Source organism: Paenibacillus sp. Marseille-Q7038, assembly GCF_965111595.1.
Genome location: NZ_CBCOOM010000001.1, coordinates 836,756 through 858,615, shown reverse-complemented (window position 1 = coordinate 858,615; position 21,860 = coordinate 836,756). Strand labels below are relative to the sequence as shown.

Annotated in this window: 22 protein-coding genes; 7 read left to right on the top strand and 15 right to left on the bottom strand. The window is 42.3% G+C overall.

Annotated elements, in window-relative coordinates; genetic code table 11:
* The first annotated feature begins 87 nt into the window (after nt 1–87).
* Entirely contained in the window at nt 88–1,338 is a 1,251-nt protein-coding gene (locus ACWPWY_RS04190; RefSeq protein WP_454190531.1) for a nucleoside recognition domain-containing protein, read from the top strand.
* Here ACWPWY_RS04190 and coaD read toward each other — a convergent pair.
* Together coaD and rsmD are read right to left on the bottom strand one after the other, a co-directional pair.
* Nucleotides 1,313–1,831 carry a pantetheine-phosphate adenylyltransferase gene (gene coaD, locus ACWPWY_RS04185; RefSeq protein WP_454190530.1) on the bottom strand — a complete coding sequence of 173 codons (519 nt, stop codon included), beginning with the start codon at nt 1,829–1,831 and terminating at the stop codon, nt 1,313–1,315. The genes ACWPWY_RS04190 and coaD overlap by 26 nt on opposite strands.
* Nucleotides 1,824–2,444, bottom strand: a complete 621-nt coding sequence (rsmD, locus tag ACWPWY_RS04180) for a 16S rRNA (guanine(966)-N(2))-methyltransferase RsmD (RefSeq protein WP_454190529.1) — start codon at nt 2,442–2,444, stop codon at nt 1,824–1,826. The genes coaD and rsmD overlap by 8 nt, the downstream gene beginning before the upstream one ends.
* Before the next feature lie 785 nt (nt 2,445–3,229).
* Here rsmD and ahpC point away from each other — a divergent pair.
* Both ahpC and ahpF read left to right on the top strand, forming a co-directional pair.
* Nucleotides 3,230–3,793 carry an alkyl hydroperoxide reductase subunit C gene (gene ahpC / locus ACWPWY_RS04175; protein ID WP_191798273.1) on the top strand — a complete coding sequence of 188 codons (564 nt, stop codon included), beginning with the start codon at nt 3,230–3,232 and terminating at the stop codon, nt 3,791–3,793.
* Between the two features lie 12 nt (nt 3,794–3,805).
* Entirely contained in the window at nt 3,806–5,335 is a 1,530-nt protein-coding gene (gene ahpF, locus ACWPWY_RS04170) for an alkyl hydroperoxide reductase subunit F (RefSeq protein WP_454190528.1), read from the top strand.
* Nucleotides 5,336–5,443: 108 nt separating this feature from the next.
* Here the strand turns inward: ahpF and ACWPWY_RS04165 are convergent, their stop codons facing one another.
* From ACWPWY_RS04165 to ACWPWY_RS04150, 4 genes are all read right to left on the bottom strand, one after another.
* Entirely contained in the window at nt 5,444–5,638 is a 195-nt protein-coding gene (locus ACWPWY_RS04165; protein ID WP_454190527.1) for a hypothetical protein, read from the bottom strand.
* 343 nt (nt 5,639–5,981) lie between these two features.
* Complete coding sequence (locus ACWPWY_RS04160; RefSeq protein WP_454190526.1) at nt 5,982–6,857, bottom strand: SMP-30/gluconolactonase/LRE family protein; 876 nt, start codon at nt 6,855–6,857, stop codon at nt 5,982–5,984.
* Between the two features lie 165 nt (nt 6,858–7,022).
* Entirely contained in the window at nt 7,023–7,811 is a 789-nt protein-coding gene (locus ACWPWY_RS04155) for an alpha/beta hydrolase (RefSeq protein ID WP_454190525.1), read from the bottom strand.
* 96 nt (nt 7,812–7,907) lie between these two features.
* On the bottom strand, nt 7,908–8,747 hold the full coding sequence (locus tag ACWPWY_RS04150) for an AraC family transcriptional regulator (protein WP_454190524.1): 840 nt from the start codon (nt 8,745–8,747) through the stop codon (nt 7,908–7,910).
* A 114-nt stretch (nt 8,748–8,861) separates the two neighbouring features.
* Here ACWPWY_RS04150 and ACWPWY_RS04145 point away from each other — a divergent pair, with 114 nt between their 5' ends.
* Both ACWPWY_RS04145 and ACWPWY_RS04140 read left to right on the top strand, forming a co-directional pair.
* A complete protein-coding gene (locus ACWPWY_RS04145; protein ID WP_454190523.1) occupies nt 8,862–10,889 on the top strand; it encodes a beta-galactosidase in 2,028 nt (675 codons plus the stop codon).
* Nucleotides 10,890–11,056: 167 nt separating this feature from the next.
* Nucleotides 11,057–11,965 (top strand): hypothetical protein, encoded by a 909-nt coding sequence (locus ACWPWY_RS04140; RefSeq protein WP_454190522.1) that lies wholly within the window; start codon nt 11,057–11,059, stop codon nt 11,963–11,965.
* Nucleotides 11,966–12,038: 73 nt separating this feature from the next.
* Here the strand turns inward: ACWPWY_RS04140 and ACWPWY_RS04135 are convergent, their stop codons facing one another.
* Complete coding sequence (locus tag ACWPWY_RS04135) at nt 12,039–13,556, bottom strand: UxaA family hydrolase (RefSeq protein WP_454190520.1); 1,518 nt, start codon at nt 13,554–13,556, stop codon at nt 12,039–12,041.
* Nucleotides 13,543–15,057, bottom strand: a complete 1,515-nt coding sequence (locus ACWPWY_RS04130) for a tagaturonate reductase (RefSeq protein ID WP_454190519.1) — start codon at nt 15,055–15,057, stop codon at nt 13,543–13,545. Before ACWPWY_RS04130 ends, ACWPWY_RS04135 begins: the two co-directional genes overlap by 14 nt.
* 132 nt (nt 15,058–15,189) lie before the next feature.
* Here ACWPWY_RS04130 and ACWPWY_RS04125 point away from each other — a divergent pair, with 132 nt between their 5' ends.
* Complete coding sequence (locus tag ACWPWY_RS04125) at nt 15,190–16,059, top strand: helix-turn-helix domain-containing protein (RefSeq protein WP_454190518.1); 870 nt, start codon at nt 15,190–15,192, stop codon at nt 16,057–16,059.
* Nucleotides 16,060–16,153: 94 nt separating this feature from the next.
* Here ACWPWY_RS04125 and ACWPWY_RS04120 read toward each other — a convergent pair whose 3' ends face one another.
* On the bottom strand, nt 16,154–16,741 hold the full coding sequence (locus ACWPWY_RS04120) for an HD domain-containing protein (protein WP_454190517.1): 588 nt from the start codon (nt 16,739–16,741) through the stop codon (nt 16,154–16,156).
* Between the two features lie 225 nt (nt 16,742–16,966).
* Between ACWPWY_RS04120 and ACWPWY_RS04115 the strand changes: the two genes are divergently transcribed.
* Nucleotides 16,967–17,638, top strand: a complete 672-nt coding sequence (locus ACWPWY_RS04115) for a tetratricopeptide repeat protein (protein ID WP_454190516.1) — start codon at nt 16,967–16,969, stop codon at nt 17,636–17,638.
* A 53-nt stretch (nt 17,639–17,691) separates the two neighbouring features.
* On the opposite strand, the gene ACWPWY_RS04110 is transcribed toward ACWPWY_RS04115, so the two are convergent.
* From ACWPWY_RS04110 to ACWPWY_RS04085, 6 genes are all read right to left on the bottom strand, one after another.
* Complete coding sequence (locus ACWPWY_RS04110; protein WP_454190515.1) at nt 17,692–18,765, bottom strand: phosphotransferase; 1,074 nt, start codon at nt 18,763–18,765, stop codon at nt 17,692–17,694.
* A 90-nt stretch (nt 18,766–18,855) separates the two neighbouring features.
* Entirely contained in the window at nt 18,856–19,524 is a 669-nt protein-coding gene (locus ACWPWY_RS04105; RefSeq protein WP_454190514.1) for a GDSL-type esterase/lipase family protein, read from the bottom strand.
* A 202-nt stretch (nt 19,525–19,726) separates the two neighbouring features.
* Nucleotides 19,727–19,927 (bottom strand): hypothetical protein, encoded by a 201-nt coding sequence (locus ACWPWY_RS04100; protein WP_454190513.1) that lies wholly within the window; start codon nt 19,925–19,927, stop codon nt 19,727–19,729.
* A gap of 71 nt (nt 19,928–19,998) precedes the next feature.
* The gene (locus ACWPWY_RS04095) at nt 19,999–20,424 is read right to left on the bottom strand and encodes a GNAT family N-acetyltransferase (protein ID WP_454190512.1); all 426 of its coding nucleotides are present in this window, start codon (nt 20,422–20,424) and stop codon (nt 19,999–20,001) included.
* A gap of 109 nt (nt 20,425–20,533) precedes the next feature.
* Nucleotides 20,534–21,232, bottom strand: coding sequence for a hypothetical protein (locus ACWPWY_RS04090; RefSeq protein ID WP_454190511.1), 699 nt, complete (start codon nt 21,230–21,232; stop codon nt 20,534–20,536).
* A 101-nt stretch (nt 21,233–21,333) separates the two neighbouring features.
* Nucleotides 21,334–21,852, bottom strand: coding sequence for a nucleotidyltransferase family protein (locus ACWPWY_RS04085; RefSeq protein ID WP_454192790.1), 519 nt, complete (start codon nt 21,850–21,852; stop codon nt 21,334–21,336).
* Nucleotides 21,853–21,860 lie beyond the last annotated feature (8 nt).

The window sequence follows — 21,860 nt, the reverse complement described above, 5'->3', positions numbered from 1 at the left end:
TGCACCATTCTCATTCAACCTTAAAAAAAACCGCGCCCCTTCTTTTGCAGGGTCGGTCTTTATCTTACCTATAGAGGTGATTGTTCATTGAACTCTAATAATAAAACAAGTGCTGGTATGCGGACCTTGGTTCCGCCTTATCTCATCACAATGCTACTTGGCATAGGTGCTCTTCTCCTCGTAGTCGCCATTATTTCATCACCGGAAGAGGCGTTTGAGGCTTCGATCCAAGGACTTGAAATCTGGTGGAAAATGGTGTTTCCCGCATTACTGCCATTTCTGATGCTGTCACAGATGCTGACTGCTTACGGTTTTACCCACGGACTGGGTGTATTCATCGACCCCTTAATGAGAAAAGGGTTTCGAATGCCAGGAGCAAGCGGAATTGGACTTGCCGTAGGCATGAGTGCCGGTTTTCCCTCAGGAGCCGATACCGCAGTACAGCTGTATGAGCAAAAAGTAATCACATCTAAAGAAGCCTCACGGCTTGCTTCTCTCACCCATTTTACTAATCCAATGACGCTGCTCGTTGTAATCGGAGCCGCTTTTTATCAGAATCCCATTGTCGGATACGTGCTCATCCTGGTCCACTGGGCAGCTGGTATCCTTTCAGGATTCATTCTCGCAAGGCTAGCTACCAAAGCGGAAGCAGCTTCCGTAAATAATACGAAATCACATCTAAAAGAACCAACCGGTCCAAAAAAAGGTCTGCTCTACTCCATGTATCAAACCGCATCCATGATTAGAGAAAAAGATGGCCGAAGTTTTGGGAAACTGCTCGGAGATACAGTAAGCCATGCCGTTCAAGTGCTGATGATGACAGGTGGCTCTATGATTGTATTTTCTGTCCTGATCAGGTTGATTGGAAAATACGTCACTCCATTTTTCCCGGATTATCTCTGGTCTTCTTTTTTCGAATTACACCTTGGTGCCTATGCACTTCGTTCTACTAATATAATCTCGCAGCCACTACAGTTCGGCTTGCTTGCAGCAGCAATCGGCTGGGGAGGACTGAGTTCACACTGGCAAGTCTCAGCCCTCTTGAAACCGTATGGAATCAGTACTTCCATCTTTACTTTTGGACGAATATTACATGCGTGTATTTCCTATATTCTTGTCCTAATCCTATGGACACCGATCAAAATGTGGCTTACCTCCACCAAATCTGTATTTGGAGATTTCAATCTCGGAACAGATGGTACTTCAGAACCTTTTATAAACAGTTTCCAATATGCAGGATGGCTCGGTCTGTTTCTCATCCTGCTGTTAACAACATTCATTTTCTTATCCAAATGGATTACCGGGTGGAATTCTACTCGAGGGCCCTCTTCTCATTAACTTTACGCCGAAGTGCTTCTTCCACTTCTTTGGATACCAAATCCTTCACATCTCCATCAAAACTCGCAATTTCCTTAACTACACTGGAACTAAGATAGGAGTAAATTGGGTCCGTCATCATAAAAATAGTCTCGGCGTCCTTATTCAATTTCTTATTCAAGGACGCGAGCTGCAATTCGTACTCAAAATCCGTTACCGACCGAATTCCGCGTACAATGACGTCAGCGCCTTTAACTCGTACATAGTTGGCAGTAAGATCGCGAAAACTGTCCACTTCTACATTAGACAAATGCTTCGTAACCATTTCGAGTAATTCAACACGTTCCTCTACCGAAAATAAAGGATTCTTGCTTTTATTGTTCAGAACAGCTACTACTAGACGATCAAACTGTTTGGAAGCCCTTGTAATGATATCGAGATGCCCCATCGTTACGGGATCAAAACTTCCCGGATAAACGGCTACTCTCTCTCCTGAATGTAATTCTTTATTCATCCGCTTGTATCTCCTGACTAGGTTCATTATGATTTATCTCTTCTTCCACTGATTCTGTGCTGGAAGAATAATGGTATACCGATATAGCCGTATCTCCATAGGTTGTTTTTCGAATTTGGTCAAAATGTCCAAAGGTTTCCTCATACTCATGACCCGCATCATATTCAACAACGACAATTGCGTCTTCAGATAACATATCGTTCTCCTGCATCGCCAGCATTAGTTCATCTACATTCTTCATCCGGTAAGGCGGATCCAGAAAAACAAGATCAAACTGGTAAGCACGTTTCGCCAGCAGTTTCAAAGCTCTGCCCGCTTCATTGCGATACACTTCTGCCTTACTGTCAAGTTTTGTAGCCTTCAAGTTAGCACGAATGACTTCGATACTTTTGGGTTCAAGGTCAATAAAAATCCCCTTGTCCATCCCTCTGCTAAGCGCCTCTATGCCAAGTCCGCCGCTTCCAGCGAACAGATCGAGCACATTCCCACCTTCAAAATAAGGTCCAATCATACTAAAGACTGCTTCCTTAACCTTGTCGGTTGTCGGGCGTGTCCCTGTTCCGGGAACTGCTTTAAGCGGTCTTCCTTTTGCTGTACCTGATATAACTCTCACCTTTTTATGTCACCCTATTTCTGTCTTAATATGTACCTTTATTATACCGATATCGTACCACAATCTATTATAGATGTGAAAATGCCCAAATGAATTCAGCAAAAAGAAATTGCCCCTGCCATGTATAAACTTAACTAAGAGCGGTCATGATGTAATTATCGGCATCAAAAGTGCCGTAGACAACCGCGGAGAAGACTTACGTTTCCCCATAAGCTCTTCATCCGGTTTCTCCTCTCCCATGATTGGGCGTCTCGAAAGAGGCGCCCTAAATTATTTTATAAAGGAAAATAATCACTTTAAATATACTTTTCGGACCTCTATAATAGAAGAAGGATAATTACTAATTTCTTCCCTTATACTCTCTGCTTTTAAAAATAGATTCTACTCACTCATTATACCCACTCTAAACTTATCGAATGAATTACCAGTACAAGCCCGACTTAAAAGAAACTCTCCATATATATAAAAACTTTAAACTTCAAAGTACCTACATTTGAATAATGATTCTTTTCTCTGTAAGCTTATAGAGGAAGACACTCATCTTCGCAGATGCCCCTTTAATGTAATAACACATCTCTGAATAGAGTAAAGTCTTTTAAAACAGACTATGAAAAAGAAAAAAATTAGATCTAATTGAGAATTATTCTTGACAGAATGATAAGGTTATATGATAATAATTATCAGATTAGAATTATTATTATTTAATTAGTTTTGAGTTTTATTTCAATACTAGTTAAGTATAAATTCTGTAATAACATACACAACACTTTAGGAGGAACATGAATATGTCTCTAATCGGAAAAGAAGTACAAGAATTTAAAGCTAATGCTTTTCAAAAAGGTGAATTTATCGAGGTTTCTGAACAAAACTTTAAAGGTCAATGGAGCGTAGTCTGCTTCTACCCAGCTGACTTCACTTTCGTATGCCCAACTGAACTAGAAGATCTTCAAAATCAATATGCTACACTTAAAGAACTTGGCGTAGAAGTATACTCTGTATCTACAGATACTCACTTTACACATAAAGCTTGGCACGATCATTCCGAAGCTATCGGTAAAATTGAGTACATCATGATCGGCGACCCTTCCCAAAAAATCTCCCGTATCTTTGATGTATTGGACGAAGAAGCTGGTCTTGCTGATCGCGGTACTTTCATCATCGATCCAGATGGTGTTATCCAAACCGTAGAAATCAATGCGGGCGGTATCGGCCGTGACGCAAGTACACTTGTTAACAAAATCAAAGCAGCACAATATGTACGTAACAACCCAGGTGAAGTTTGCCCGGCTAAATGGCAAGAAGGTAGTGCAACACTCAAACCAAGCCTTGATCTTGTAGGCAAAATTTAAGGAGACGTCCATATGATACTAGAAGCAGATATTAAAGCTCAATTAGAACAATATCTTCAGCTTCTGGAAGGCGACGTAGTACTTAAAGTATGTGCGGGGGACGACGAAGTCTCCCGTGACATGCTATCCCTAGTGGACGAGCTCGCTACGATGTCCTCCAGAATCAAAGTTGAACATACACAATTAGAAAGAACACCAAGCTTCAGTGTAAACCGTGTCTCTGAAGACACAGGTGTTGTTTTTGCTGGTATTCCTTTAGGTCATGAATTTACTTCCCTGGTACTTGCTTTGCTTCAAGTAAGCGGCAGACCTCCAAAAGTAGAACAAAAGATAATTGATCAAGTGAAAAGCATTCAAGATGAACTTCATTTTGAATCTTACATCAGCTTGTCTTGCCACAACTGTCCTGATGTCGTTCAAGCGTTAAACCTAATGAGTATACTAAATCCAAACATCACACATACCATGATTGATGGTGCTGCATTTAAGGAAGAAGTTGAGAGCAAAGACATCATGGCTGTTCCCACTGTTTTCTTGAATGGAGAATCATTCGGAAGCGGTCGTATGACCCTGGAAGAAATTCTTGCTAAAGTAGGAAGCACTCCAGATGCATCCGAATTCAACAATAAAGAACCATATGATGTACTCGTTGTCGGCGGTGGACCAGCAGGGGCTAGTGCTGCTATTTATGCTGCACGTAAAGGTATTCGTACAGGTATTATTGCAGAACGTTTCGGCGGACAAATCATGGATACACTTGGTATCGAAAACTTTATCAGTGTGAAACATACAGAAGGTCCTAAACTGGCTGCAAGCCTGGAAGAACACGTAAAAGAGTACGATATTGATCTAATGAACCTTCAACGTGCAAAACGTCTGGAGAAAAAAGATCTTATCGAGATTGAGCTCGAAAACGGTGCTGTTGTTAAGAGTAAAACAGTAATTCTCTCTACGGGTGCTAGATGGCGTAATGTTGGCGTACCTGGTGAAGCTGAGTTTAAAAACAAAGGTGTAGCTTACTGCCCTCACTGCGACGGTCCATTATTCGAAGGGAAACATGTTGCTGTTATCGGTGGCGGTAACTCTGGTATCGAAGCTGCCATTGACCTTGCGGGTATCGTAAAACATGTAACTGTTCTTGAATTTATGCCTGAGCTAAAAGCAGACTCTGTTCTTCAAGAACGTCTTTACAGCCTGCCAAACGTGACTGTGCTTAAAAATGTTCAAACGAAGGAAATCACAGGTACGGATAAAGTAAATGGTATTTCCTACATTGAACGTGATACAGGAACTGTTCAACATATCGAACTTCAAGGTGTGTTTGTCCAAATCGGTCTTGTTCCGAATACAGATTGGTTAGGCGATACGATTGAACGTACGAGAATGGGTGAAATCGTGGTAGATAAACGGGGAGCAACAAGCCTTCCTGGCGTATTTGCAGCCGGCGACTGCACAGACAGTGCCTACAAACAAATCATTATCTCCATGGGATCAGGTGCAACTGCTTCACTCGGAGCATTTGATTATCTCATCCGCAATTAATATATATAATTTTTTATACAAAAACCACAGAATGGATGACCATTCTGTGGTTTTTTGTGTTTCGTGTTTCGTGTTTTAACGCTATATCTCTTTTGAATTCTATCTTAACTAGAAAATTCGCAACAATAGAATTACGCCTGCAATGATTCCGACGATAATCAGCAAATTAGAAACTTCTCGCCATAATGATGGAACACCATATTTGTGCAGCTCCTCTTCCTTCACATCAAAGTTTGCTTTAGCACTATATGGATCGATGGGTTTAGGAATTTTATTCTGATCTTGGAAATGGTCATCATTCATCGCAATATCCCCTTTGCAAGATTATAGTCACACTTACCTTCATTTACATTTTATTTATTACTCTGAATCAATTTCATAATACCTTTAGTTGCTTTAATCAGGACTATATATAGATCAAAACGGTTCTATTTGTCTATATATAGCTACAAATTTATCGTTTTAATGAGTTATGAAATTGATTCACTCTATAAACACTTTAGCAAAGAAAAAGTTACATATATCTCGATAACTAAGCCTATTAATCAAAATAAAAAGACGCGGAGAAAGGATCGTTTATACGATCATTACCGTGTCTTATTAAGGTCACTCGGTGAATCATGATGACTTACAAAATCAGAACCACTTATTTTTGTTTATACCGAAAAGTCGGCATTCCTTTTACGCCCGGTTTGATTCGAAACAGTCCACCCGCGTGCGGAGTTTTGTTGAGTTGTTCGGCGCTTAGTCCGTTTCGCGCTGTAGTAATATATAGCTCGTCCAAATCTTGGCCTCCAAAACAGCAACAGGTCACTTGCTCCGCAGGGATTTCTATGCGTGATAGCATCTCTCCTGTATTCGGGTTCCAGCGGCTTACTTGTGATCCTCCCCAGTGTGCGATCCAGATCATTCCTTCTGCATCTACGGTCATGCCATCAGGGAAACCAACATCATCTGGAAAATCCACAGCTGTTCCGCGATTAGACAGCGAGCCTGTCTTCTCATCATAATCAAGCTTATCTACCTTACCTGTAGGTGTGTCAATGTAATACATGGTTTTGTGATCAGGACTCCAGCCTAGACCATTAGAGGTAGAAACTTCGGTAAATATGGTGCTCACTTCTCCGTCTTCTAGACAATAAAGAGCGCCTTGCTTGTCTTTTCCTTCAAGACTCATTGTGCCTGCCCAAAAACGACCGGCTGGGTCACATTTCCCATCGTTAAACCGATTATCTGTACGGCCCTCTTCTGGATCATGAATAAGCTCAAGCTCTCCCGTATGGAGGTTATACACATGATACCCTTCTCGCAGCGCGACGATAACACGTTCTTTCTCATACGGTACAACAGCTCCAATATGTTGTCCTATGTCATAGACGGTATCCTGACCCGTCTGAGGATCATAAGCATGCAGATGAAACCCTTCAATATCTACCCAAAATAAACGGCCCGCTTCCGCATCCCAGCTGGGACCTTCTCCAAGCTTCGCTTTTGCATCTAGTACAAGTTCAAGTTCTGTCATCTTAAACACTCCTTTGTTCATCGCAGTAACACTCTAGCAGATGTATCTATCCATGTTAATACACCCGATTGACAGCACTTAAACGTAAGTGATTCTAATTCATTATTTATCTTATGTGCTAACTAAGTCAGATGTCGGCTCCAAGCGGATATCTCCTTTATCCACTCACCATCCCTGCTTCCGAAGCCAGGTAATACATAGTTCCTTCCACTTTCCTGTCGTCTCTTCAAACTCCTCAGCCAGTCCGATTCCATGCCGTCCTTGTTCAAATACGTGAAGCTCATGAGGAACTCTTGATTGACTTAAGGCCATGGACATAGCAAGGCTATTCTGCACAGGGACTGCCTCATCTTCATACGTGTGCCAAATAAAAGCAGGCGGTGTTTCCTTGCCTACTTGCTTTTCGTTACTATATTTTTGAATGAGATCCTGAGAAGCAGCTTTACCAAGCAATGCTTCTCTTGAACCCAAATGACCGTAATCCTCCATCGTAATCACAGGATAACAGAGAATCATTGCATCTAGCTTTGAACTCTCCATAGCTACAGGATCTTTCGGGTCTTCTTCACCTGGAACCCAAGAAGTTCCGGCATTCGCAGTCAAATGCCCTCCAGCCGAGAATCCCAGCATGGCAATCCGATTTTTATCAATCCCATATTCCTGTGCATGGGCTCTCACATATTGTACTGCCCGTCTTGCATCAGCGAGAGGTGCAGGTTCTCTATGTGGAGAAATCCGATATTTTAACACAAATGCCGAAATTCCGGCTTCATTCAGCCACTTTGCTACGGGCTCTCCTTCATGATCCGCTAGATGACCGTATCCACCGCCTGGGCAGACAATAACGGCGCTTTTGGCTCCTTCCGCTAGGTATGCTCTCAGTGTTGGCCAGTCGGATTCATGTCCTTCTGCTGCATAAGGAGGCTGACCAGGCCAAATTAATATGTCAGACATTTTTTTCCCTTCTTTCTCCATCTCAAGTGATGTTCCTCGTCTATCTAACACCCATCATCCTACATAAAACCGTTTTCATCAATCCTAAAATCCGTATCAGTATAATTTACGAAAATGTTCTGGTGTTACCCCTTCAATCTTACGAAACGTAGCTACAAAATGGCTTGCATCCCGGAAGCCGACAGCTTCCGCCGTTTCCTTAACCGTCATATCCGGACGTGATGTGAGGATTTCTTTTGCTCTGCGGATTCGTTTCAAGATGAAATATCCATAAGCGGTCTCTCCAAAAGATTGTTTGAAGAGGGTATTGACATATCGGGGACTAACCGAAAGAACAGCTGCCATTTCCGACAAACCGACACTCGGATCACTCAATTTTTCTTCCATAAACTGAAGCAGCGGAGCAAGTCTTTCAAGAGAGTGAGACAACGAAGGTGAATTCCCTGTCGTTCCATACTTTTTAAGCAGTAATAGAAAACGGTACAGATCACCGGAAGCTTCCAGACCGGTTAAATCCCGATCGCTGCCGATGGATCCAAGAACTTGTTGTCCGAAGAACTGAAGCTCTGAAGAAGGGTCCCACTGATAACATGCCGAAGGTTCAAGTTCAAGCGTTGCTAGAATAGCACTCGTCTGCGGGCCGCTAAACGTAATATAGAGAGTAGACCATAGCGTATCTGCTCCTTTTCTTTTGTATTCATGCGGTTCACCTGGGGCCACAAGTACACCCGTTCCCGGGAAAAGTCGATACGTTTTTCCGGTGAAAGTAAACTCTCCCTCCCCTTCCATTGTCTGCAGCCAGTGATAACAAGGATATCCTGCGGACCTCACAATCGATTCTTGATTTAAATTCGCTCCAATACTTTCTATATATAAGGGCAGCGGTTGTTCTCTGCTCGTCATAAAAAAACGTTGATGTTCTGGAGTAAATAGCATAACTTCACCTCTTGTTTAGTTCCATATTATTATATACGTCTTTACAATTCTTATATTTTAAAAATATATCTCATGATATATCATGGACTTATTCTTATACAAGAGGTGAATTCATTGATTAGTTCTAAACTTCCTAAAATATTTTACGGCGGCGACTACAATCCAGAACAATGGGACGAGGCAACACATCAAGAAGATCTTCGTATGTTCAAAATAGCAGGTATCGATATGGCAACGATCAATGTATTTTCATGGGCTAAAAATCAGCCTGATGAAATCACATATAATTTTGAATGGCTTGATGAACTGATTGATAGGCTCTATGAAAGCGGTGTCTATGTCTGTCTAGCAACCAGTACCGGCGCACATCCGGCATGGATGGCTACGAAATATCCCGATGTACTCCGTGTAGATAGAGATGGTCGAAAACGGAAGTTTGGCGGACGCCACAACTCCTGTCCAAATAGCCCGACCTATCGTTTATACTCTGAACGGATTGCAAGCAAGCTTGCGGAACGTTATCAAGATCATCCTGCTGTACTTGTATGGCATGTTTCCAATGAATATGGCGGTGAATGTTACTGCGACAACTGCGAACGTGCTTTTCGTGTATGGTTAAAACAACGTTATCAGAATCTGGATACCCTGAATAAAGCCTGGAACACCGCTTTTTGGGGACATACATTCTATGACTGGGATGAGATCGTACTACCAAGCAATCTCAGTGAAGAATGGGGTGAGCGTAGAACCAATTTCCAAGGAATTTCCCTTGATTACTCTCGTTTCAACTCGGATAGCATGCTCACTTGCTACAAAATGGAGTATGATGCAATTAAGAGATACATACCGGATTCTGTAGTAACTACGAACTTGATGGGATTCTTCAAACAGCTTGATTATTTCAAATGGGCGAAACATATGGACATCGTATCTTGGGACAGCTACCCGAGTCTCACCACTCCTCCTAGTGAAACAGCGATGGCAAATGACATAATGAGAGGTTTAAAAGACGGCATGCCGTTCATGCTGATGGAACAGACTCCAAGCCAGCAAAACTGGCAGCCCTACAACTCTTTAAAACGTCCTGGCGTAATGCGTCTACAAAGCTATCAGACGGTTGCTCATGGAGCCGATACGGTGATGTTCTTCCAGCTTCGCAGATCCATTGGAGCTTGTGAAAAATACCATGGTGCAGTCATTGAACATGTGGGCCATGAAAATACCCGAGTATTCCGTGAAGTAACTCAGCTAGGCCAAGAACTCGCGAAACTCGGAGATCGAACACTTGACTCTCGTATAGAATCCAAAGTTGCGATTCTGTTTGATTGGGAGAACTGGTGGGCAATCGAGAAATCAAGCGGCCCTTCGGTAGCATTAAATTATGTTGAACAAATCCATAAGTACTACGCAGCCTTCTATCGTCGTAATATCCAGGTTGATATGATCAGTGTCGATACTGATCTTTCTTCCTATGAAGTTGTTGTAGCACCGGTCCTCTACATGGTGAAACCCGGTTTCGCTAATAAACTGGAGACCTTCACGAAAAACGGCGGCACCTTTGTTACTACGTTCTTCAGCGGAGTGGTTAATGAGAATGACCTTGTCACAGTGGGAGGATATCCTGGAGAACTTCGAGACCTTCTCGGTATCTGGGTAGAAGAAATCGATGCCCTTTTCCCGGACCAGAAAAACAAAATGATTGTTAAAGACGTTTATGGCAAACTTTCGGGCGAGTATGAATGCGGTCTGCTCTGTGATCTGCTCCATACCGAAGGTGCAGAAGTGATTGCTGAGTATGGTGAAGATTTCTATCAAGGCATGCCATCCTTGACCCGTAATGTATTTGGTAGTGGTGAAGCGTACTACGTCGCTTCTGATCCAGAACCCAGCTTCCTTGACGGCCTGGTTGACAAAATAGCAGCCGATAAAGGTATTGAAGAGAATCTGGTTACACCTGATGGCGTTGAAGTTAGCCGCCGTGTGAAAGGCGGGATCTCTTATCTATTTGTGCTCAACTTCAATAAGGAAGCATGTTCCTATGATCTAGGTGATGTTCAAGTTGAGGATCTTCTGACAGGTACTGTTCATAAGGGAACCATTCAAATTGAAGGACGTGGAGTACAAATTTTGCAAGTTAAATAGTTCTCTTCATGTGCTATTACGCGTAGTTTTCTAAACACTTATTCCCATACAATCTGCATAGCAGATTGTATGGGAATTTTCTATTTTCCTTGCATTTGCAGGGAAATAGAGGAATACGAGGAATACAGAAGAAGATACGATCAAGCACTGAAGGAGTGAACCAAACTATGACCACTTATCCATTACTAGATGTGTCTCATCCGGTTGTGAAAAAAGCTCATCATTTCATGTATACCCATGCTCGCTTGCTGGATCGTTACCGTTTCGAATATGCGACAGGACAAAGATCTGAAGAATCCGTGGTACAAGCACTTGCCGCTTATCAAAATCAGGATGGCGGTTTTGGGCATGCCCTAGAACCTGATATCCGCAGTCCTTACAGTCAACCCCAAGGTGCTGAGTTTGCACTTCATTTACTGGATGAAGTTCACTTTTATCCTGAACGTATCCTAACAGGACTTGGTTTTTTTCTGCAAAAACATGCGAATCCCATAACTGGCGGATGGCCCTATTCTTTCAAAAACGTAAACGATTATCCCCATGCACCCTGGTGGACCACTGAAAAAGATGATATAACTTCTCTTAATCCTTCAGGTTCTATTATTGGACTACTTTATAAATGTAAGGATTGGCATCCATTCCTTAGGGAGAACTGGTTCAAAAAGGCAGAAAATTTTGTTTGGTCTTCCCTTGAAAACACGGAACTTGAAGGATATCACGATCTTATTCAAGCGATACATTTTCTCGAGACTCAGGATGAGAGCGATCGAGCCATTCAGCTTAAACACCAAATCGATCATATGCTGCAACAGCCTGGGGTCATTGAACTGGATCCAGAAGCAACCGGTTATGTACAAAAAGTGCTGGACTGGGCACCTCGTTCAGACAGCTATGCGGCTCACTTTATACCGAAGGAAATTACCCAGCAGCATCTGGAACATCTTCTAGCTTCGCAGCAAGACGATGGCGGTTGGCCCATCTCTTGGCCAGCACTCAGTGTAGCAGCCGAGGCAGAATGGCGGGGGCATCTTACGATGGAACGTCTGAAGACACTGGCTAGCTACGGAGTCATCTAAAAAGACCACTAAAAAGACCAGTAGAGAAATACGCTATCTCTGCTGGCCTTCCTTTTACTGAATGATTTCACATCTATAAGATTACTCCATCTTTGAAAATCGCAATCTCGCGGAACCCGTAACGTTCGCTGTTCGTCTCTTTATTCCCCGAAGCAATTTCAATCAGTTCTGTCAGAAGTTCATTCGCAAGATCGTCCATTGCTTTTCCTTCAAGCAGCTGTCCCGCGTTAAAATCGATCCAATGCTTTTTGCGATTAGCAAGATCAGAATTGGTAGCAATTTTGACGGTAGGAACCGGTCCACCAAAAGGAGTTCCTCGTCCGGTTGTAAATAGAACAATATGCGCACCTGCAGCAGACAACGCAGTTACAGATACCAGATCGTTACCAGGAGCCTCCACGATATTGAGCCCTTTTTGCGTTACTTTTTTCCCATAGGCAACCACATCTACAACCTCTGAATGTCCGCCTTTTTGTGTACAGCCCAGAGATTTTTCTTCCAAGGTAGTGATTCCTCCCTCCTTATTACCCGGTGAGGGATTCTCATAAATATTCTGTCCATGGTTCACATAGTATTGTTTGAAATTGTTGATTAAGTTCACAAGCTCTTCATAAACCCCTTCACTACGAGCTCTGTTCATCAGAATCGTTTCCGCTCCAAACATTTCCGGCACTTCGGTAAGAATTGCTGTACCGCCAGCCGCCACGAGCTTATCGGATACAGCCCCAACGAGAGGGTTAGCTGTGATACCCGAGAAACCATCGGAGCCGCCACATTTAAGTCCAATGGTAAGTTCAGATATAGGAACAGGTTCACGCTCCTGCTTTTCCGCAAGCTCCGTCAGTTCTTCTAATAAGCGCAGCCCTTCGGCCATCTCATCATCAATTTCCTGTGCTTTTAAGAATCGAACCCTTGCTTGATCCTCAACCGGAATAAATGTTTTGAATTCCTCAATCTGATTATTCTCACAGCCTAGGCCAATCACGAGTACACCGCCGGCATTTGGATGAGAGACAAGGGACGCAAGCAGCTGCTGAGTATATTTGAGATCATCGCCAAGCTGTGAACAGCCGAACGGATGAGCAAAATGATAGACCCCGTCCACACGGCCCTGAAATGCCGTATTGCCCATTTTTGCCAGTGCCTCACATACTTTGTTGATACATCCAACCGTATTAATAATCCAAATTTCGTTACGAATTCCTACCTGACCGCTACTTCGTCTGTAACCCTGAAACGTATGAAGATGCGCAGGAGCAAGGGCCGGTGTTAGGGTTGGCGTTTTCACATATTCGTAGTCAACAAGACCACTTAGCCCTGTGCTGACATTGTGAGTATGAAGCCATTTCCCTGTCTCAATTCGTTCCTTAGCTACCCCTATGGAATAGCCATATTTCATAATATGTTCGCCTGCTTGGATGGTCCGTATTGCAAACTTGTGACCTTTGGGGACATTCTCTTTCAAAATCATATGTTGTCCGCTGGCAGCCTCAATCTGTTCACCTGAGTTTAGATTACGGAGTGCAATGAGCACATCATCATTCGGATGAAGACGAGTCCAATCCGTTACAGAAGATTCATACGTATTCATTATGCTCCTCCTCTTCCCACTTGTTCAGATGCTCTGTCACTTGATCCCGCAGTCCGGAGATCAAATCAAGATTCTGTCCCCAAATTTGTTCATCTGCCAATATATTAGCAACAACCTCATTCATATTAACGCCGCTAAATTTAGACCAATGCTGAGCCAAGGATGCAAGCAGCCGTTCCTCATCCCGCAGGAATACTTTCTCACCGCCAAAAGTGTTCGACACATATCCACTCTCCGTTTGTTCCGCTCGGTATAAACGAAGCAGTGCACTAAAAGAAGTCACGATGCGCTCCGGCAGAACTCCGGTTCGGTTGATACTTTCAAGCATGGTCGGAAGCAGTCTTACTTTGAATTTAGAGATAGAGCCAAGCATAATATCTGTTAGTTTATGATTGATATAAGGATTCAGGAAACGATCCCATACTTCTTTGATATAACTTTGCATTTCCTCCTCAGGCAGATCAAGAGCGGGTATGATTTCTTTTTCCGCGGCTTCTCTTACAAAAGCTCCAAGCTCGCTGTCTTCCATCGTCTCACGCACAAAGGACTGGCCTTTTAGTATCGCAATCGGGGTCATCAGGGTGTGAGAACCATTCAAAAGGCGTACCTTTCGAAGCTGAAATGGCTTTAGATCGGTGGTCCAGTGGATATTGAGTCCAGCTTGTGCAAGCGGAAACCTGTCATCCAGATCCGGTTCACCTTCAATAGCCCACAGATGGTAAGGTTCGGCTAATGTCATTAACTTATCTTCATATCCGAATCGCTCTGTGAGCACAGCCGCCTCTTCCTCTGAAGGAGCACCTGTTACGATCCGATCTACCAAATTATTCAGAAACCGATTGTCCTGCTGAACCCAGTCCCGAAACGAATCCGAAAAACCAAAATCAATACTATGCTGCAGCACGTACTTCTTGAGAACATCTCCATTTCTATCGACAAGTTCGCAAGGCAGAATAAGTAAACCGCTCTCTTTGCTTCCTGAGTAGTGAGTGTAGCGTTCATGTAAGAACACAGCAAGTTTACCAGGAAAAGAATCGATCGGTACTCCCTCTTCATATCTCGTCTCCAGGTAGGTTAAACCTGCTTCTGTCGTATTGGAGATAATAATATCCAGTTCAGGGCTTACCGCAAGCTGTAAAAAATCTTGCCATTCTTCATAAGGGTCGATTGTACGAGCCAAAATAGGAATGATGGATGCCTTCTCAACAGCTGTCCCATTAACAATGCCTCTTGTTAGCAGCGTATACAGACCGTCTTGTTCCCGTATAGTCATCAGCTTCCCTCTACCTTTACGTCTAGGCTGGGTTACGGCTACGGTTCCCTTAAACGCACCTTTAACAGCGCTTTCATAAATCATCCAATCTGCAAACCCTCGCAAAAAATTCCCTTCGCCGATCTGAAGAACTTTCACAGGGAGCTGCTTGATCCCGGAATGAACTAAATTTAGGTGACTATCACCGTTCGGTACACTTAATCTTGGATAATCCTTTTTAACCGTCACTCTCTTCACCTCTATTATTAGTGGTTGTATCCTTATGATGTTCATTGTATCATCATCAGAAAGAACATAAATTGCTATTTTTGCTTAAAATATACTCTCAGATGATATTGTATGTAGAAGGAGAGCGTGGCTATGAAATATGTGCTCGAGGCACCTGTAGATGGGCGTTTAAAAGCAGCAATCGATCTTCCTTTTCGCATGTTATATCATGAAACCAAACTTCCTGAACATGAACTTCCTGACCATTTTCATGACTGGCATGAACTGATCTGTGTACATCAAGGAGAAGGAAAAATGTTAATTGATCATTCTATCGTTGATATTAAGGCTAGAAGCCTTATCATTATTCCTGGCAATACACTTCATCGTACATTTCAAGATGCAGATAATCCGCTGACATCTTCGGCTTTTTATATCAGCCCTGCTGTTTTTCAAGGTATGGGGGGAGAAGCAGCATCCATTCAGCAATTTTTCGAAAGGTCTCGGAAGTCTCGGAATTATATCCAAATTCTAGACCACAAACAAATGGAGGAATTCGAACGATGGATTGAACAAATTTACACCGAAACCGTAAGTCAGGAGCACTTAAGGACCTATGCTACCCTCTTGTTGTTACAGCTCATGCTGGTTTCTCTCATGCGGATGACGGAAGCTTTAAAACCTGAAAAGACTACATTGTCGGGACCGATTTGGATGGCGCAAGCTCTTAAAAGGTTGGACGAACATCTTCATCAGCCTGTATCTCTCTCTGAACTTGCCCAAGATGCTTCCATCTCTACTGCTCACTTTAGCCGTGCTTTTAAACAGCATACGGGGATGACACTCACCGAATATGTTGCAGCGAGACGCATCATTCTCTCTAAAGAAAAACTGCTGCGTACTGATGATACAATGGTAGCCATTGCGGAGGCCAGCGGGTTTGAAAGTCTTCCGCATTTTTACCGATTATTTAAGAAGCATACCGGTATGACTCCTTCTTCCTATCGAAGACTAATGCGCTAGACGTTCTATTTGCTTCCTTCATTAATATCTAATAAAAAAGGAAGGATACCTCTTATTACAAGAGAATCCTTCCTTCTAGCGTACTGAATTCGTTTCAAGGTAACAGGTAACCCTTCTCTACCGCTTCGTCAATCAGTTCATTAGCATATGTATTTAGGGCAGGAGAAACTTCTTTTACTACCGCCAGCCTTTTTCTAACAGACACAGCAGATACCTGATTGGCTCTCCATGCTTTGCCTTCGGTATAAAAATTGTGAAGGACCGGCTGCAGACGATCCATCGCCACCGCATACTGTGCCTCTTTCGTCAGACCTTCTTCAAATTCTAACCACAGGTTCATCCAATCCTCTTTTTGATCCGCAGGAAGCAGCCCATAGATTCGTTTTGCCGCCGCAAGTTCTCTTTCCCATTTATCTTCATATCCTTTGGTATCGTAAGCGAACGTATCTCCTGCATCGATTTCTACCAAATCATGAATTAGAAGCAGGTGCAGCACTTTTGTCATATCTAAATCCTCATGACTATGTTCTTTCAATAACAAGGCCATAACAGCAATATGCCAACTATGTTCAGCATCATTTTCGCGTCTTTCTTGATTCATTAGATAGGATCTACGAAGTACGTGCTTCAATTTATCAATTTCGCGTATAAACTCAATTTGCTGTCTGATTTTCTCGGTCATGATTGTACCCCTTCTCTACACTATTCACTTCATTTTACTAAACTTTTGGAGAATCTGTCACGATCACGTATGATATAATAATGGAAAATTGTCCTAAATAGGTTCCGGTCAAGCGAAAAAGACGGAATGTAAATGCACCCGATCCATCAAAATATATTTTAGCTGTTCGTAATGCCTTAAGTTCGATATGATGAGATCACATGATTATTTTTCAGGGGGAAGTATATGAGTAAGTTTTTACTATTTGGGCTGATTTTCTATATCATTGGCAATCCTTTTATTGCCATTATCGTGCTGTTTCTTATTTTTTATCTTCTGGATCGACGTTTTGTCGGTGTATTTCCAAGCATCACAAAACCTTTTAAGCGGATGCGAAGCATCTCCAAAAATCGTCAGCAAATTGCTCTGAATCCAAATGACGTTACTTCAAAATTCGACTTAGCGAGACTCTTGATCGAACGCAAAAAGTACAGGGAAGCTCAGCAGATACTAATATCTATCGAGTCTTCTTATGATCACTCTGCAGAATATTGGGATATGGTCGGTACTACAGAGATTCATCAAGGACAGCTTGAACAAGGAGAACAACATACGCTGCACGCGACTAAACTGAATCCAAAAGTAAAATACGGTCAACCTTACCTCCGTCTTGCTTCTGCATACAAGGATAAGGATCAAGCTAAGGCGCTTCAATACGTAGAGAAATTCCAGGACATCCAGTCTTCCTCCAGTGAATCTTTCTATTACCTTGGACTTGTCTATGGAAAGCTCGGTCGTAAGGATGATGCAAAAGAAGCTTACCGTCAGTCCATTGACGTATACCGCTCTCTGCCTAAATATAAAAAGCGGCAAGAGCGCCGCTGGGCTGTTCGCAGTTTTTTTCGGAAATTATTTTAAGTATAATTAAAAGCTGTCTTCTTCTATTTCAACTGAAGAAGACAGCTTTTTTTCTATAACCATTGATTCAATCTAACCTGATTTAACTTAAGCCATCTTACACAGCTCATCAACTTCTGCAGCTGATCCCATGCTATATCAACTGTATCTATTCCTTTGTGATACCGAGTCAAAAAGTGCATAGCCACATCTACTCTGCGAAGAAGTACAAGAGATGGAATCATATCCTTCTCTTCTTGCTGAAGAGAAACTTCGGTAACATAGCCGCTTATCAGCGCATTAAGGTTGTTCCACATCATCTCTTCTTCTTCTGGAGTATTGTTCTCATCCAAAATCATGCCAGAGACAAGATCCGAAAGAGGGACAGATAGTTCCATCACACGAAGATCCCAAGTAGCAAACTCGAAATCAAGGATCGTAGTTATATCCCCTTCTTCATTCACTAAGATATTGGAAGCATTCAGATCTCCATGTACGAGTTGATGAGGAAGTTCTTCTAATCCCCCGCCAATCTTGGTGAACAGTAATTCGATCTCTTCCGCTATTTCCTTTGTTTCTTGATATAGGGTTAGAAAAGATGGATCTGGTTGCTGTAAAAAGCGAACAAAATCTGCTGGCGTAACCTCCGGATAAGCCAGATCCAATCTGTAGTAAGGAGGATATACCGGCGCTAAGGGAACCTTTATCCGAGACAAAGCCTGGGTTAGCTGACCTGCTTTTTGTCCCAATTGCAAGTATTGGCTCGGCCCCATTTGCTTCGCATTACTGCCTTCTTGATAATGAAATAAGGCCCCGATTTTCCCTTCCTGATGAGTAAATGTCGTATCTTCCAATGTTCGTACCAGCTGCGGGTAAACAAACTCTTGTTTATGTATGGTAAGGCTATTCAAAATGGCATGTTCATACTTTACCTTGTCTTTATCCTGGTGACTATTGTACTTACGCAGTACATATCGCTTCTCTTTCAGGTGAATTAAATACGTAGAGTTGTTCATTCCTCCCGTTAACCGCCAAATCATACAATCCTCAAGTTCTGATCCTATGGAAGCCTCAAAATAATTCATAAGCAGACGGCTAACCTGTAATTCTTCTTCTTTTGTTAGAGAGGGCTTGTTCGATATTTGCATACACGGATGCTCCTTCGTTTAATATTGAAGTGTTCTCCTAACCGAAACGTAGAGGATACAAGCTGGCTTTTGCTTGCACCCTTCCTATTCTTATTTCTTCTTTTTGCGTAATGTATGGGGCTTCTCTAGCTGCAACAACGGAGCATAGCCTATTCGATCGAGCTGCGATTCGATAACCCGATATCCCTTACTGCTTGGGTGGACCTTATCGAAAAATAATAATTCTCTTTCTCTTCCCTGAAAAGCATAGAGAAGCTGGGCCGTTGCTATCTTTGTACTATCTAGGCTTGTAAGAAAGTCATTATATTGTTTCACCCAATGATAAGCAGCTTCATTCTTAGGCAACGGATTATACAGTCCGACGAGCCGAATAAAGTAATTTTTCGACTCCTTTTTTAAAGCATGAATCTGTGAAAGGATCTCTTTCATATTGTGCTCACATATGTCCAACGTCTCGATGAATAGAGGAGAACTAAGATTCCACCTCGTTGAACGAGCTGCCTGAATCAAATCATTCCCGCCAATGGAGATTGTAATCATGTCGGCATGTACAATGAGATTTCGCAAGTACTGATTGTATTTTACCATGGATAGAAGTCTTTGGGAGGTAAGTCCATTGATCCCTTGGTTACTTACAAGAACAGCGCTACGTAAATGATACTCCAGTCTTTTTTGATAGAGTGGAACAAATCCACTTCCAAATAAAGCACCGATACCTACCGTAAGAGAATCGCCAAGTGCCAGATAACGGTACACCATTTCTACTCCTCCTTTCTCTATGACTTCACCGATTTCAGAAGAATATGGCAAGGATTGTAATAATACAACATATGTAAGAACGGGAGTAGATGGCACGGCAACTGATCTTTCCCCTCCTTCTTTTCATAAAAACACGTAAAAAAAGACATATATTTCTGATGAGGTGAAGCCACCTTTTTCAGAATCATATATGTCTTTTTTATTAGGTAACAAAGGTAATAAGAGTCCCTACCAACATGCCTGCGATAAAATAAGTTCCGCTCAGCGGAACTTTAACTTTGCGATGCTCCGCATAAACGATGAGCAAAAACAACAATAGGAAACTAATTTTCAGCCAAAGAAAAACAAAGGGAACTGCAAGTCCGAGAAGTAAACCGATTATTCGATACACCGTGGTAGGCAAATGCATATACTCCTTCTATTAGTACCGTTATGGATGATACGTAAGCCTTGCTGTTCTCATCTTAGGATGGATTATTCCTCTTCTTCTACTTCAAACACACAGCGAAAATGTTCAAGCCCAGGGTATTTCTCACCGAGACTATAGACAATAAAGCCAATATTGCGGAAAAAATCAACCGCATCTTCTTCGATCTCTGCGGTTACGACTTCAGGCTTTAGCGCACTGATCATCTCAGAGATAATGCCGCGTCCATAATCTTTCAGTCGATTCTCTGGCAGTACAGCGAGATGCTTGATTTTCACTTCTTGATTTTGTTTCTCGATTCCGATGAGAGCTACGAGCTGATCCTCATCCTCGAAACCGTATAACGTCATACTGTCTTGTTCCTTATATTCCTTCAGAGCAGCAAGTACATATTCCCGCTCTGGAAGGGTAGCGTATTCAATGAGCTCCTGTACTAAAGGATCTTCCAAACGATCTTGTAAAGAAATAAACAATGTATATCCTCCTATTCATGACGCATTTACTATACGTACTTTAGGGCTTTTACATGAATATTTCAAGTCTCTTATACTATCACGCACTAACTTTTCATTTCTAACCATTTTATGACTTATTACTGTAAGCCTCTTCAATAGAATCGGGTGATGAACTACTAGCTGACCAGGAAGGTAACAAAAAACATAATTCTTCCGCTGTTTCTTGAATAAAACGTTCTACCCGTTCAATATCCATGAGCCGTAAAGAGCGTGGTTTAATCGGTTCTTCTAATTTATGAAGGATAGTATAACGATAATCATCTACTTCTTGAAGTGAGACGAATTCACCCATTGCTGCAGCAGGTGCCGATTCAAGTGATTCAAGTAATTGCTTTGTTTCTGGATGCGTATCCATGAGTATGTATTCAAGTTGTGTGACGTCCCGATTATATAGTGATTGAAATGAGCGAAACTGCATATGCCATCGGTATAGAAAAATGCTCTGTGCTAGATTTTCCATCCCTTTATATATGGTTTCGGCCCATCTCAAATCGACGTATATATGCGCAGCATATCCCATTAAAAACTGTCTGTAATCTTCGCCAAGATGAATATTCGTATGGGCTGCATGAAACTGCTGGATTTCTCTTACCCGAGGTAAAATCCCTTCCACCTTACAGAGATGAGCATTCCACTTCATCTGATCATTCATATTCCGTCTTGTAAGAACCGCATTGGGTGCGATGTTGCCCAGAACAAAAGATGGTGATGGACGTCCTTGTTGAACCAGATGGGCAACCGTTAAATGTACCATTGGCCAAGGCATACTTTATTTCCCCCGCTTTTCCCCTTATAAAATGAGTAGCATAATAGATATTCTCTATTATCGTATTTCTCTCTATCTCTATGTTCTTCTCAATCTATGAGCTATGAATCCATCATCAACAACAAAGGCCAAAGATCAAGCCATTCCTTTTCAAATACTCTCTGTCTATACAGTCCAGCATTTCGGAAATATGGACTTTTTTTCACATTCATCTCGAAAAGATCAGACAAACCAAATGGAGCTATGATCTCCAGCTCATCTTGATCATTTAGACGAATCGCAACCGCAGTTGCTGTCTCAGGCCAATACCTCATCGCATCTTCTACAGATTGATAAGGTGGGTCCATATTATATTCGTGCATTCTTGCTTGGTTCTTGACCTGCCAGTTTCGTCCAACCTGCCCCGATCGTAATTGCTTCTCATACTGGCTGTCGTTCCATTCATCTAATTGCTCAGGATCATAGTAAATAACATCAATATCATTCAGGGGAGTAGAATCTTTATATTCATGCAGTTCATCCCACACTCGGTTCCTTACATAACCAGCGGCTATACATCCCTGCGGTAAGCCAAGTTCGCGAACTCGTTTCAGGTCATCGATAATTTGCGGCTGATTCATTATATCTC